Genomic DNA, 13922 nt, shown 5'->3' with positions numbered 1-13922 from the left:
GGGATGGAAGGAAAAAAAGTCGTAAGTGCAGGAATCGCAGGTCATAAGTCGATCCGCAACTCTCAGACATGCTTCATCGCGAAGCGACTTAACAACTACTACACTTACGACTAGTTATAACTTCTTGTAATCCTCCATCGCCATACGAATTACATCGTACGCTTCTTCACGACCGTAGATACTGGCCAGTTCCATAACGGTAGGCTGATCGGGTAAGTTTTTGTAAGTCAGGAAGTAGTGTTGCAGGCGGTCAACTACGCTTTCGGGTAGTTCAGACAGGTCATTGAAGGCATCATACATGGCGTCGCCTTTCAACACGGCGATGATCTTATCATCCGCTTCTCCTTTGTCGATCAGGCGAAAACCACCGATGGGGCGGGCCTGCAGCAGAATGTCGCCGTGCGTGATGGTCGATTCGGTCAGTACGCAGATATCGAGCGGGTCACCGTCGCCTTCGGGAATAAGACGGCCTGTTTTTTCAGACGCCAGATTAGCAATGCCCTCACCGCAGTAGGTTTGCGGGATGAAGCCGTACAAAGACGGAATGATGTTCGAATACTTCTGCGGACGGTCGATTTTCAGATAGCCCGTTTGCTTGTCGATTTCGTACTTGACCGTATCAGACGGAACGATTTCGATAAAGGCCGTCAGCATTTCGGGGGCAGCATCGCCGGGGGTGATGCCATGCCAGGGGTGAGCTTTCGACTGCGCCTTGACAACGGTGTCAATTTCTTTGGTTGAGAATTCAGCTTCCATAATTGGTAATTGAAAATTTTGTATTATTCCGCGAAACGGAAACGATATAAATGACACATCCCGGTATTCAGCAGCCTGTTTCAGCCACAAGCTGAACGGATGCCAGATACCGGGACGACTCTGTGCAGAGCATCAAGACGATGTCTACCAGCGTGATAACACAAAGATAAGACGGTAGTTAAGCTAAACCGTCACTGTCTCCGAAAAACCTATCTTTCGGGCAATTTGGTACTCTGTGGTCTTACCCGACGACTGCCGGATATACAGCTCGGCCAGGAAGCCGGCCAGGAAGAGCTGAACCCCTAAGACAATGGCAATCAGGCCGAAATAGAACAGCGGATTATCCGTTGCATTCCGGTATGGCAACCCTTGCAGGATATTGTACTTTTTCTGACCAACGATCACCAATGCCATTATCATCCCGAAAAAAAACGACAACGTACCCAGCCCGCCGAAGAAGTGCATCGGCCGTTTACTGAACTTGTTTACGAAGGCAATGACGAGTATGTCGAGAAAGCCGTTCACGAACCGTTCGAGGCCAAATTTGGTGGTACCATATTTGCGCGCCCGGTGTTGCACCACCTTCTCGCCAATGCGGCTGTAGCCGTTCCAGTTGGCAATGATCGGAATGTTGCGGTGCATATCGCCGTAGAGGTTCAGTGATTTCACCACCTCCTGCCGGTACGCTTTCAACCCACAGTTGAAATCATGCAGCTTCACGCCCGACACCCACCGGGCCACACCGTTGAACAGCTTGGTAGGCAGTGTTTTAGTGATCGGGTCATACCGTTTCTCTTTCCAGCCCGACACCAGATCATAGCCCTCTTCGGTGATCATCCGGTACAGCTCGGGGATCTCGTCAGGGCTATCCTGTAGATCGGCATCCATCGTGATAACCACCCTACCCCGTGCGGCCTGAAAACCCGTTTGCAGGGCGGCCGTCTTGCCCGAGTTACGCGCAAACCGGATACCCCGTACATGAGGGTTGCGCGCGGCCAGCCCTTCGATGACGTCCCAGGAATGATCGGTACTGCCATCATCCATGAAGAGCAATTCGTACGAGTAATTATGTTCCGTCACGACCCGAACGATCCAGTCGTGCAGCTCGGGCAGCGACTCGTCTTCGTTGTAGAGCGGAATCAATATGGTCAGTTGCATGTGGCGCTACGCTTGAATCACAGTTAACAGATATCAATGAACAGGTATCAGCCCTATTTCTGAAGAGCTTGTTTACGTTCATCGATACCTGATAACGCTGTCAAAGTTCGGAAGATTTCAGAATATCAGATAGTAGGGTTGCAATAAGGCGCGAAATTCAAGAGTGTAGGTACGTCCGTCAAGTTCGTGGATGACCAGTTCGTCTGGCCCATAGTCAATGGGGGAGGCGCTGAAACGAAAAGCCGTGAGATGCCTGAATACGGGCTTTTGTGCATGATGGCGTAGTTGCAGTTGCCGGAATGGGCGCAACGTACCTGAGGCCGTTCCGGCAACTGCAGCCAGCTTGATCAACGCATCTGATTCGGGCGGAGGCAGCAGTACCCACCACGTACCTGACAGACGGAGCAATCGCCGGACGGCCGTAAGTAAGTCAGCAAACGGCAGATCATCGGTATGCAAGGCACGGTTCACCGTTTTATCGGGCGACCGAAGCGAGTTGGTATAAAACGGCGGGTTTGTCAGAACACAATCATAAACAGGCTCAGGTAGGTTGCCCGACCCTATGTTCAGGTACGTTTGAATCGGGGTATTCCAGACACGTACCTGGCTGGCAAACGGACTGGCGGCTACGTTCTCCTTTGCCTGGCCAGCCGCTACCTCGTCGAGTTCAACGGCGTCGATCTGCGCTTCCGGGTTTCGTTGGGCGGCCATCAGCGCCAGTAGTCCGGTACCGGTGCCAATATCGAGCAGGTGGTTTCCGGCCACATCGGCCCAGGCCCCCAACACGCAGGCGTCGGTGCAGACTTTCATGGCCGTGCGGTCTTGCTGAATAGTGAATTGTTTAAACCGAAACATGGTTAGCTATGCCGTTTGAGCCCGTTTTTTGACAGGGCAACAAGTTTTTTCTGGAACAAGCCATAAATATTGCGCCAACAAATGAACATTCTCGGCATATCGGGCAGCCTTCGTGCCGGCTCCACCAACACACAGCTGCTACGGGCCGTTGGTCGGCTACTACCCGCTCCGGCCCAACTGACGATTTTTGACGGCCTTGACGAGCTGCCGCATTTCAGCCCCGAACGCGATAACGACAACGTACCAGAGAGCGTCCGGGCATTGCGTGAAGCCATCGGTCAATCGCAGGGAGTTATCATCTGCACGCCCGAATACGCGTTTGGCATTCCCGGCCTACTGAAAAATGCCCTCGACTGGTGCGTGTCAACGGCTTTATTCGACAGAAAACCAATGGCCGCGATCAGTGCTTCACCCAGCTACATGGGTGGCGAACGGGCAATGGCTTCGCTCCTGCCCACACTCACGGCCTTGAATACCAGCATCCCCGACGGCTGTTCGCTGGTGCTTTCGTCTATCCGAAACAAGATGAACGCCAGCGGCGAACTCATTGATCCTGCCACTGAGCAGGCGCTGCGGCGTTTGGCAGATGGGTTAACGGGTGATGTATAGCGTCGGAACCGGGCGGCTCCGATGCTACACATCATGCCTACATATTCCGGCGATATTGCCCGCCAACGGCGTAGAGAGCTTGCGAGAGCTGGCCTAGTGAACACACTTTGGCGGCTTCCATCAGGCTGGCGAAGAGGTTACCACCCGTCAAGGCGGTCTGCTGAAGCTGCTGTAGCGCCACCCCGGCCGCATCGGCGTTGCGTTCCCGGAACTGGCGGACGTTGTCGACCTGAGCGCGTTTTTCTTCGTCGGTACTTCGGATCACTTCAGCCGGTGTAACCGTGGGCGAACCATTCGGATCCAGAAAGGTATTCACGCCAACGATGGGCAGTTGCCCATTATGTTTCAGCGTCTCGTAATACATCGACTCTTCCTGGATTTTGCTGCGCTGGTACATTCGCTCCATCGCACCCAATACACCACCCCGCTCGTTAATGGCCAGAAACTCCTGATACACGGCCTCTTCAACCATATCCGTCAGTTCTTCCACCACAAATGACCCCTGCAACGGATTTTCATTCTTGGTCAGGCCAAACTCGCGGTTGATCACCAGTTGAATCGCCATCGCCCGCCGAACCGACTCTTCCGTTGGTGTGGTGATCGCTTCGTCATAGGCGTTGGTATGCAGCGAGTTGGTGTTGTCGTAAATAGCCAGTAGTGCCTGTAGCGTTGTCCGAATATCGTTGAAGGCGATCTCCTGCGCGTGCAAACTCCGCCCCGATGTCTGAATGTGGTATTTCAACTTCTGGCTCCGGTCGTTGGCGTTGTATTTATGCTTCATCGCTTTGGCCCAAATACGCCGCGCAACCCGACCCAGCACCGTGTATTCGGGGTCCATGCCGTTCGAGAAGAAGAACGACAGGTTCGGTGCGAAGTCATCGATATGCAGGCCGCGGCTCAGGTAATATTCTACGAACGTAAAGCCGTTCGAAAGCGTAAACGCCAGTTGGCTAATCGGGTTAGCGCCTGCTTCGGCGATGTGGTAGCCGGAAATCGAGACGGAATAGAAGTTCTGAACGCGGTTCTGCGTGAAATATTCCTGAATGTCGCCCATCATGCGCAGGGCAAATTCGGTGGAGAAAATGCAGGTATTCTGCGCCTGATCTTCCTTCAGAATATCGGCCTGCACCGTTCCGCGCACTTTCCGCAGCGTATCGGCTTTGATCTGCTCATACACATCAGCCGGGATGACTTTATCGCCGGTAGTTCCAAGCAGCGCCAAGCCCAGGCCGTTGTTACCGTCGGGTAGTGAGCCTTGATAAGGGGAGTAAAGGGAGGAGGGGGAGGAAAGGGAGGAAGAGGTCGCGGACAGTCCCCCTTCTCCCCCTCCTCCTTTTTCCCTTTCCTCCTTCCCTTCCAACCACTTTTCTACCTGCTGGTCGATTGCGGCGTTCAGGAAGAAGGCCAGCAACATGGGGGCGGGGCCGTTAATGGTCATCGACACGCTGGTGGCGGGGTCGCAGAGGTCAAAGCCGGAATAGAGTTTCTTGGCATCATCGAGCGAGGCGATGCTGACGCCGGAGTTACCCACTTTACCGAAAATGTCAGGACGCAACGCAGGGTCTTCGCCGTATAGCGTTACCGAGTCGAAGGCGGTCGACAGTCGTTTGGCAGGCATCCCTTTCGAGACGTAGTGAAACCGCCGGTTGGTCCGTTCGGGTCCGCCTTCGCCCGCAAACATCCGCGTGGGATCTTCGCCTTCGCGCTTCAGCGGAAACACACCTGCCGTGTAGGGAAACTCGCCAGGTACGTTCTCGCGCATGAGCCAGCGCAGCACATCGCCCCAGTCGGAATATTTCGGCAACGCTACTTTCGGAATCCGGAGGTGCGATAATGTTTCGGTGTACAGCGGTTGCCGAATCACCTTATCACGGACTTTAAACTCGTACTGATCAGCCGTGTACCGTTTCTGCATGTCGGGCCACTGAGCCAGCAAGGCGCGGGCTTCCGGGTGCAGTTGCGTTGTAATCTGCTCATAGAGCGAACGAGCCGCCTCAATACCCATACCAAGAGCACCGCTGAGTTGGTATTGCCTGCGCGCCAGCGTAGCCTGTTCCGTCACGAACCGGTCGTAACGCCGGCTTTCCTCCACAATCTCGGCCAGGTAACGTACCCGGTCGGGCGGGATAATAGCGGATGTCGGATTTGGGATATCGGATTTGGGATTTTGCTCCACAATAGAACTGAGCTTGCTAGCAGCGCCCAATCCCAAATCTGAAACCCCAAATCCCAACTTCTTCATCGCCCGACTGAACAACTCGTTCATGCCGGGGTCGTTGAATTGGGCGGCCATGGTGCCCAGGATGGGCAATTGCTCGTCGGGCGTGTCCCAGTCGTTGTGGTTGCGGCGGTATTGCTTGCGTACGTCGCGAAGGGCATCCAATGACCCTCGCTTGTCGAATTTATTGATGGCGATGAGGTCGGCAAAATCGAGCATATCGATTTTTTCCAGCTGCGTGGCTGCGCCGTACTCGGCCGTCATCACGTAAAGCGTTTTGTCGGCATGTTCAGTGATCTCCGTATCTGACTGGCCGATGCCCGACGTCTCTACAATGACCAGATCGAAGCCCGCGCTTTTACAAATGTCGATGGCATCCTGCACGTGGCGGCTCAGGGCCAGATTGGCCTGCCGGGTAGCCAGCGACCGCATATATACCCGCCCCTGACTTACGGCCGGGTTCAGCGTATTCATCCGGATTCGATCGCCCAGCAAGGCACCGCCCGTTTTCCGTTTCGACGGATCGACCGAGATGATCGCCATCGTTTTATCCGGGTACGTTCGCAGGAAGCGCAGGATTAGTTCATCGACCAGCGACGATTTACCTGCGCCGCCCGTGCCGGTAATGCCAAGAACGGGCGTGGGGCGTAGAGACGCAAGATTTTGTCGGTCTGCCGGTGCGGCCTCTACACCATTTTCGGCCAGGGTGATAAGCCGGGCAACGCGCAGGGTGACATCGTCATCTGTAGTGTTGGTTGGCAGTACCACTTCGCGACAACGAGCCAGCAAATCATCGATCATGCCTTGCAGGCCCAGCGTCCGGCCATCGTCGGGGCTATAGAGCCGGGCGATGCCGTAGGCGTGCAACTCCTCAATTTCGCCTGGAAGAATGGTGCCGCCACCGCCACCAAATATTTTTATGTGCCCTGCGCCGCGTTCCCCGAGCAGGTCGTACATGTATTTAAAGAACTCAATATGTCCGCCCTGGTAGCTGGTGATAGCAATGCCCTGCACATCTTCCTGAATAGCGCAATCAACGATCTCGGCCACCGACCGGTTATGCCCCAGATGAATAACCTCAGCCCCCGACGACTGCAACAGTCGCCGCATGAGGTTAATGGCCGCATCATGTCCGTCGAAAAGTGACGCTGCTGTAACCAGTCGAAGCCGGGCTGGCATTACAGCCGGCCTGGGCGACGTTTTGGGTTGTTCGGATGAAGTAATCATACCTCAAAGATACCGGTTTCGTCCCATCCTTTCTGCCGTTTATCCCAAAGTCTGAGCCAGCGAAACGCACGATTGGCCGGAGAGACTACCTTTGTGTGTAGACAGACATCAGTAAACAAACATAGTCTATATGAACGCTTTTTTAGCGCTGGCAACGGCCCTTACCATACTATCAACCAACGCGTTTTGCCAGACAGACAATTCGTTGCTGTATGAAGTGACGGGCAAAGACCTGACGGCCCCCTCCTACCTCTACGGCACGTTTCACCTGGTTTGCCCCACCGATCTGGTTATCACCGATGCCATGAAAAAAGCCGTTTCTGACACGAAACAGCTGTACCTGGAAATCGACATGGACGACCCAACCTTGCAGGCGACGATGATGCAGGGGCTGATGTTTACCAACGGCAAAACACTTAAGGATTACATGTCGGCCGATGAGTACACGATGCTGGATACGTACCTGAAAAAGAGCTCAGGCATGAGTATGGCGGCGCTGTCGGCCATTAAGCCCATCGGCATGTATTCGTTTCTGGCGATGAGCGCGTTGGGTTGCCAGCCCGCCTCCTACGACCTTACGCTGATGCAACTGGCCACGAAAGACAAAAAGGAGATTCTTGGTCTGGAAACGATCGGCGATCAGATGGCCGTGTTCGACAAGATTCCGATGGAGAAGCAGGTAGCCATGCTGGTCGATATGGCGCGCAAGCCCGACGAAGCCAAGCAGGAACTGGCCAAGCTGCTGGCCGCCTATAAATCGCAGGACATTACGGCGATGATGAAACAGATGAAAGACAGTAAATACGACGGCCTGGACGATTTCGAAGCCGATCTGCTGGAAAAACGTAACCAGAACTGGATTCCGGTCATCGAAAAAGCCGCCGCCAGCAAGCCTACCTTCTTCGCCTTTGGAGCCGGTCACCTCGGCGGTGAGAAAGGCGTGATCGCGCTATTACGGAAACAAGGATATAGCGTGAAAGAAGTTAAGAATTGAACATTTCCTAGCGCAACGGCCCAGGCTAAAAAGTTAGCGATCAGTATAGTTAGTCGATTATCAAGTCACCAATTAAAAATCAAATAAAATGGAAACGAAATCGACAAACAGAAAGACCTTTCAGCTAACTGAAAACAGCCAGCAGTTAGGTGAACTGATTTACGAGCACTTATTTTCCTTTAAAGCGAAAATCAAGTTACAGGATTCAGAATTCATTAGCATACAACCAGTTGGCTTTTTCAAAACAGGCGTTTCAGTCACAAAGAATGGAGCTGAATTAGTCAACTTAACTATGAATTGGCGTGGACACATTTCGATTAGTTTTCGGGATGGGCAAGAATATATGCTGAAACCAACAGGCATGTTTTACAATAAATTCGTAATTGAAAATAAGGCTGGAGAAAGGTTGATTCAACTAGACCCAAAATTTAGCTGGAGTAAATTCGACTATAATTACGATATCCAATCTGACAAAAAATCGCAGGATATTTTATTGATTTTGCTCGGTGTTTATGCGTCGAACTATTTTATCTCTTTTATGTCGGGCATGGCATAACTATTAGCCTGGCTACCGGTTGCGGATAACAAGCTCATGATTCAGCAGCAGGGGTATACGGTAACTTCTTAACTCATTTCTTAAACACCAGCGCTTTCACGGGGTCGATGCGGTTGACGATGAGGGTGGGAATCCAGAGCGCCACGGCAATGAGTAGGATGATGACGAGGTTAATGAGGCCGATGACGGGCCAGTCCCAGACGATGGGTACGTAGTTCATGTAATAATTCTTGGCGTCGAGCGGAATGAGCTTGTACTGATATTGAAGCCAGCAGAGGCCGAGGCCAACGCCGTTGCCAATGAACAGGCCCCAGACAACGATGTTCAGGCCCACGACCACAAACATACGGCGAAGCAGCGCGTTGGGGCTTCCGAGGGCTTTCAGCAGGCCAATCATCGGGGTACGTTCCATCATGAGCACCAGCAGCACCGAGCCCATATTGAAGCAGGCCACAAACATGATCAGGACGATGAACACGGCGGTGTTCCGGTCGAGCAGCACCATCCAGTCGAAGAGCATACCGTATTGATCGGTCACCTTAATGACTCGCATTTCGGGCGGGATCTGATTAAGTACGCGCGCAAACGTCTGATTCAACTGAGAGAAATCCCGGACAAAAATCTCGTAACTCCCCACCGAATCGGCACCCCAGTTGTTGAGTCGCTGCACCAGTCGCCGGTCGCCGATGACGAAGGTTTTGTCGCCTTCTTCCAGACCGGTTTCGTAGATACCGACAATGGTCATCTTGCGGGGGCGCAGCCCGGTGGCCCCTTCGCCCAAGCCTGTAAAATTCAGGATGGCCGACTGACCCACCTCAAGCCGAAGCTGATTGGCAATGGCGCGGCTGATCAGTAGTTGGGTGGAATAGCCGTTTGTTGCCGCCGAATCGAAATTGGGCAACTTACCCGCTACCAGCGATTCGCCAAACAGGTTCCAATCGTAATCGGAACCAACGCCTTTCATCACCACGCCCGACAGGTCATCGCTGGTTTGCAGAATACCCGCTTTAGTCGCGACACCTTGTACGTGCCGAACGTCGGGCAACGCTTTCACGCGAGCAAAGGCAGGATCTTTAAGCGAAACAGGCGGCGCATCGTAGGAGACGTTACCCGAGAATTTGACCACCTGCAAGTGGGCACCAAACGCAAAAATTTTCTGCTGAATAGTACGTTTGAAGCCAAACAAAATGCCGAAGGCCACGATCAGCACGGCCAGGCCAACGGCCACACTGGCAATGCCCACGCGCGTGACGGTGGCCGAGAAGCTACCCAATGGCGCATTACGCACCCGGCTGGCAAGGAAAACAGGGAGATTCAAGAATGACGATCGTTTAACCACACAAAGCTACAAGTCAGGGCGGCGTTCTGATAGTTTAACGCAAAAAACCCCGCCTCAATCGATGAGACGGGGTTTCGAAGCTGATCGGTTCAGAGGTTAGCCACGTATCTGCGGAAACTGCTCCACGATGCGCTCAACCTGTTTGGCCAGGTTCTGGCTAATCTTGGTTGGATCGCTGACGGCGTTCTGCACGGCACCGCGCCAGATCAGGCGTTTCGTGCGGGCATCAACCATATCGACCACAACGGTACCGGCATCATATTTTTCCTGCGTATACTGCGTGCCGCCGAAGCCATTCCAGCCGGGTCCCCAGCCACCATAACCCCAACGGCCCCAGCCCGTATACGGACCATAAAAGCCGTAGGGCCCTGTGTTGTTGGCTACCGTACGGGTTTTCTCTTCTACAAAGAAATGGTACCCCAACAGCAGATCGGGACGCCGGGCAACCTCTTTCAGCCCTTTTTTGGCCAGCTCGCCAGCCACGGTCTGCTCAACCTGCTCGGTAGCCAGTTGATTATAATATACCGGATTTTGCGAACCCTTTACGTCGGAGTTCATCCAGGCGAAGGTGCGGTATTTCGAGAAGTCGACGTTAGCCTTGTCAACCGCTACCCGCGGTGCACAGGCCGTGAAGCCCACCACAAAGGCGAGCAGTAAGAGTGCGTGTTTCATTAGTAGTTGAGTCTTGTTGTTTGATAGATTAACAAGATCAATTGCAAAAAGGTTGGCTTTTAGGAGCAGGTACGTTTAAACGACTCTTTTCTAACTTCTGCCTATAAATACTCATCCAATAATTCGCTTGATGAGTATTTATTGATATAGTCGTACGACAAACTACTACCAGCATGAAAACGTACAACTTACTAACTTTTCTGCTACTCAATTTTACGACCGGCAACGCCATTTCACAACCATATGGCAGTTCAGGATTTGGTTCATCGTATCGACCCAATACGAGCACAAATCAGACGAGCAATAACTGGGTGAACGTCTACTACCATCTCATCCGTCGAAGCGACTAACCGGCAAGAAGGCAAAATTCGATACGCAGTCCTCGGCACTGCTGACCCGACCTATCCGGGCCGTTCCAGTTTTTATAAGAAAGACCTGCCCAGCCAGGTACGTTGCCTCGACTTGCGGTTTTTTCGCGTACTTCGCTACATGCAATTCCGTCTTCTTTTCGCTGCCCTTTTGGCAACCCTGACCGCCACGGCCCAGACGCTGCCGATTCTGAGCCAGAACCCTACGTCGCTCCGCTGGTACCGGATCCAAACGCCGCATTTCAAGGTGTTATATCCTGAAGGATTCGATCAGCCTGCCCAACGCACCATTCAGCGCCTTGAGCAGGTATACGAACCCGTCAGCGCTGGACTGGATCGTCGGCCACGACCGTTATCGGTCATTTTGCAAAATCAGACGAGTGTCAGCAACGCCTTTGCTACGCTGTACCCGCGTCGGGCTGAATTTTTCACCTCGCCGCCACAGGACCCGGCCCTGCTGGGTACGTTGAACTGGACCGACCTGCTGGCCGTGCATGAGTACCGGCATATTGTACAGTACGAAAAAGCGTTGCAGGGCTACGGACGCATACTCTACACGCTGCTGGGTGCACAGGGGCTGGGTTTTCCATCGCAGGTGGTTACGCCGGGCTGGTTTCTGGAAGGCGACGCGGTAGGCACCGAAACCATTCTGACCCGAAGCGGGCGCGGTCGGATTCCGGCGTTTGAACTGGCCACCCGTACCAACTTACTGACCCGCAAGCCGTTCAGCTACGCCAAAGCGGTGGGTGGCTCCTTCCGCGACAACGTACCCAACCATTACGAACTCGGGTATTTTCTGACCACGAAACTGAAACGTACCTACGGTCCCGACGCCTGGAGTAAAGCCCTGAACCGGATCTACACGCAGTTTCCTTTCTACCCGTTCTCCTTCTCGAATGGGTTGAAGCAGGTGACCAAATCAGCCGGGAACCCAAACGGCACCCGCGTCGACGATCTGTACAACGAATCAGTGGCCGATCTGATCGAAACCTGGCGGAAGAGGCAGGCCTCCCTGACCATTACACCCGCGACGCTCTACCCGGTTTCAGCCGAAAAAGCCAATACGCCTCGCCCCGTTTTCACCAATTATCGCAACCCGCAGTACCTCTCCGACAGCACCATTCTGTGCCTGAAAAGCGGCCTCGGCGACATTCCGAAACTGGTCATGCTGTCGCGAAACGGGGTTGAAAAACGGGTATACACACAGGGACTGATTCTGGAAAACCCCGATCATTTTTCGGCTACGCCACAAATGGCCTGCTGGATCGAAAACCGCTACGATCCGCGGTGGGGACAGCAAATCTTTGCCGAAATACGGGTGCTCGACCTGGCCACGGGCAAGCTCACCCGCCTGACCCATCGCAGCCGATACAAGGCCGTGGCCCTCTCGCCCGACAACAGCAAGCTCATTGCCGTTCGGAACGAGACCGACAACCAGAACCGGCTGGTGGTGCTGGATGCGAAAACTGGACGCGAACTGACTGTGTTGCCCAACCCCACCAACGATCTGTACATTCATCCCCGCTGGTTCAACCTGGACGCCATTGTGACGGTGACGCTGACGAAGGCCGGAAAAACCATTGAGTTGATCGACACGCGAAACGGCCAGAAACGCGCCCTGCTGCCTGTTTCAACTGAAAACCTGAGCAACCCACAACCCTATACCAACGCCTTTGTGCTCTTCAATTCGCCACGGTCCGGCATCGACAATATCTACGCCGTCGATGTGGCGTCGGGGCAGGTGGTGCAGGTAACATCACGGCCGTTTGGAGCGTATCATGCGGCGATTTCGGCGGGCAGCCCAATGGGTCAATGGATTGCGTTTCAGGACTACAACACCCACGGATTCCGAATCGCCGAAATGCCCCTCGACCCGGCCACCTGGCCTCCTGTGGCTAAACCAGGCACCGTAGCCGACCAGACTACGCGCTATTTTGGCCCGCTGCTGAACGCAGGCGACAAAACCCTGTCCCCCATCGCGTCAGACTCCGTGGCTCCTTCGCCGGTTTCGCCCCCCGAACGGTATCGTCGGCTGGCGCATCCGCTGAATATTTATAGCTGGGGCCCCGTGTTTTCGTCGAACGGGCAGGCGCTGAACCTGGGCATTCAATCGCAGGATTTGCTGGCAACCACGCAGTTGACGGCCGCTTACACGTACAACCAAAGCGAACAGGTGGGTGGTTTTGCCGCCAACGTAAGTTATCAGGGGCTCTACCCGGTGCTGGATGTTGGTTTCCAGACCGGCAACCGACGTACTTCCTACTACCTCGACCGTTATAATCCGCTCGACAGCCTCCGCACCGATACGTGGCGATACAACCAGATAACAGCGGGCGTTCGGCTGCCTTTCCAACTAACACAATCACGGTTCAATCAATCGGCAAACCTGTCGGCAAATTACGGGTTCATGCAGGTCAGCGGCTACGATTTACCGGGGCGGTTGTTTACCGAAACGGGCAATGGCTATCTGCATACGATGACCTACGGAGCCAACTACGCCCTGACGTTACGTCAGAACCGCCGCGACGTGGGTCCGCGCCTGGGTTTTGCTGTAAGTACGCAGGTACGTAGCACACCCTTTGCCAAGGCTGGTGAACTAACAGGCTTGCAATGGGGAACATCGATGAACGTGTTTCTACCGGGTATTGGCAAGCATCATTACATCATGTTGCGCGGGGCATACCAGTATCAGTGGGGCACACCCGATGCCAACAAACTGTACCGGTTCCAGGCCAGCGTACTCTACCCGCGCGGAGCCGCCTACATTCCGTTTGATAACCTGGCGGTGTTCGGCGGCGATTACCGGCTGCCCCTCGCCGACATGCACCTGTCGATCACCCGGCTCCTCTATATTCAGCGCATCAAAGGCGGTGTTTTCACCGATTACGGACGCGGTAACAGTAATCAGGTGCAGTACGACAGCCGGGGCGTTCCGCGAGCCATCGTTCCCTTCAGCACCTACGACTGGACTGTCGGGACCGACCTGTCGTTTGTCTTCAATCCACTCCGTCTCCGCACACCGCTGGAAGTAGGTTTACGCACCACCTACAGCATTCGTACGGGGCAATACCTGCTGCAACCGCTGGTACTGGATATCGGGTTTTAGTTAGTTGGCTGGTTGATTGGTAGGCTGGTTGGCTGGTTGATTGGTTAATTGGTTGGCTAGTCAC

The 13922-nt window shown here is 54.0% G+C and carries 11 protein-coding genes; 5 read left to right on the top strand and 6 right to left on the bottom strand.

Annotated elements, in window-relative coordinates; translation table 11 throughout:
• Positions 1-114: 114 nt before the first annotated feature.
• From J2I46_RS26685 to J2I46_RS26675, 3 genes are all read right to left on the bottom strand, one after another.
• Positions 115-756 (bottom strand): inorganic pyrophosphatase, encoded by a 642-nt coding sequence (locus J2I46_RS26685; protein ID WP_207332148.1) that lies wholly within the window; start codon positions 754-756, stop codon positions 115-117.
• Between the two features lie 183 nt (positions 757-939).
• The gene (locus J2I46_RS26680; RefSeq protein ID WP_207332147.1) at positions 940-1914 is read right to left on the bottom strand and encodes a glycosyltransferase family 2 protein; all 975 of its coding nucleotides are present in this window, start codon (positions 1912-1914) and stop codon (positions 940-942) included.
• A 117-nt stretch (positions 1915-2031) separates the two neighbouring features.
• On the bottom strand, positions 2032-2769 hold the full coding sequence (locus J2I46_RS26675; RefSeq protein ID WP_207332146.1) for a tRNA1(Val) (adenine(37)-N6)-methyltransferase: 738 nt from the start codon (positions 2767-2769) through the stop codon (positions 2032-2034).
• 81 nt (positions 2770-2850) lie between these two features.
• Between J2I46_RS26675 and J2I46_RS26670 the strand changes: the two genes are divergently transcribed.
• Positions 2851-3378: an NADPH-dependent FMN reductase gene (locus J2I46_RS26670; RefSeq protein WP_207332145.1), complete on the top strand. Its 528-nt coding sequence runs from the start codon at positions 2851-2853 to the stop codon at positions 3376-3378.
• A gap of 37 nt (positions 3379-3415) precedes the next feature.
• Here the strand turns inward: J2I46_RS26670 and J2I46_RS26665 are convergent, their stop codons facing one another.
• Positions 3416-6823, bottom strand: coding sequence for a methylmalonyl-CoA mutase family protein (locus tag J2I46_RS26665; RefSeq protein WP_207332144.1), 3408 nt, complete (start codon positions 6821-6823; stop codon positions 3416-3418).
• Positions 6824-6953: 130 nt separating this feature from the next.
• Between J2I46_RS26665 and J2I46_RS26660 the strand changes: the two genes are divergently transcribed.
• Entirely contained in the window at positions 6954-7817 is an 864-nt protein-coding gene (locus J2I46_RS26660; protein WP_207332143.1) for a TraB/GumN family protein, read from the top strand.
• An 88-nt stretch (positions 7818-7905) separates the two neighbouring features.
• Complete coding sequence (locus J2I46_RS26655; RefSeq protein ID WP_207332142.1) at positions 7906-8373, top strand: hypothetical protein; 468 nt, start codon at positions 7906-7908, stop codon at positions 8371-8373.
• A gap of 73 nt (positions 8374-8446) precedes the next feature.
• Here the strand turns inward: J2I46_RS26655 and J2I46_RS26650 are convergent, their stop codons facing one another.
• Both J2I46_RS26650 and J2I46_RS26645 read right to left on the bottom strand, forming a co-directional pair.
• Entirely contained in the window at positions 8447-9691 is a 1245-nt protein-coding gene (locus J2I46_RS26650) for an ABC transporter permease (protein WP_207332141.1), read from the bottom strand.
• 117 nt (positions 9692-9808) lie between these two features.
• Positions 9809-10384, bottom strand: a complete 576-nt coding sequence (locus tag J2I46_RS26645; RefSeq protein ID WP_207332140.1) for a DUF4136 domain-containing protein — start codon at positions 10382-10384, stop codon at positions 9809-9811.
• A gap of 173 nt (positions 10385-10557) precedes the next feature.
• Here J2I46_RS26645 and J2I46_RS26640 point away from each other — a divergent pair, with 173 nt between their 5' ends.
• Together J2I46_RS26640 and J2I46_RS26635 are read left to right on the top strand one after the other, a co-directional pair.
• Positions 10558-10734, top strand: coding sequence for a hypothetical protein (locus J2I46_RS26640; RefSeq protein ID WP_207332139.1), 177 nt, complete (start codon positions 10558-10560; stop codon positions 10732-10734).
• Between the two features lie 139 nt (positions 10735-10873).
• A complete protein-coding gene (locus J2I46_RS26635) occupies positions 10874-13858 on the top strand; it encodes a TolB-like translocation protein (protein ID WP_207332138.1) in 2985 nt (994 codons plus the stop codon).
• Positions 13859-13922 lie beyond the last annotated feature (64 nt).

The sequence above is a fragment of the Fibrella forsythiae genome (genome assembly GCF_017353175.1).
Taxonomy (GTDB): domain Bacteria; phylum Bacteroidota; class Bacteroidia; order Cytophagales; family Spirosomataceae; genus Fibrella; species Fibrella forsythiae.
This window is presented reverse-complemented; position numbering and strand designations above follow the sequence as displayed.

Bases quoted from the DNA above. Each gene is read 5' to 3' on its own strand.
- J2I46_RS26685 (WP_207332148.1), bottom strand. From the start codon at position 756: ATGGAAGCTGAATTCTCAACCAAAGAAATTGACACCGTTGTCAAGGCG.
- J2I46_RS26680 (WP_207332147.1), bottom strand. From the start codon at position 1,914: ATGCAACTGACCATATTGATTCCGCTCTACAACGAAGACGAGTCGCTG.
- J2I46_RS26675 (WP_207332146.1), bottom strand. From the start codon at position 2,769: ATGTTTCGGTTTAAACAATTCACTATTCAGCAAGACCGCACGGCCATG.
- J2I46_RS26670 (WP_207332145.1), top strand. From the start codon at position 2,851: ATGAACATTCTCGGCATATCGGGCAGCCTTCGTGCCGGCTCCACCAAC.
- J2I46_RS26665 (WP_207332144.1), bottom strand. From the start codon at position 6,823: ATGATTACTTCATCCGAACAACCCAAAACGTCGCCCAGGCCGGCTGTA.
- J2I46_RS26660 (WP_207332143.1), top strand. From the start codon at position 6,954: ATGAACGCTTTTTTAGCGCTGGCAACGGCCCTTACCATACTATCAACC.
- J2I46_RS26655 (WP_207332142.1), top strand. From the start codon at position 7,906: ATGGAAACGAAATCGACAAACAGAAAGACCTTTCAGCTAACTGAAAAC.
- J2I46_RS26645 (WP_207332140.1), bottom strand. From the start codon at position 10,384: ATGAAACACGCACTCTTACTGCTCGCCTTTGTGGTGGGCTTCACGGCC.
- J2I46_RS26640 (WP_207332139.1), top strand. From the start codon at position 10,558: ATGAAAACGTACAACTTACTAACTTTTCTGCTACTCAATTTTACGACC.
- J2I46_RS26635 (WP_207332138.1), top strand. From the start codon at position 10,874: ATGCAATTCCGTCTTCTTTTCGCTGCCCTTTTGGCAACCCTGACCGCC.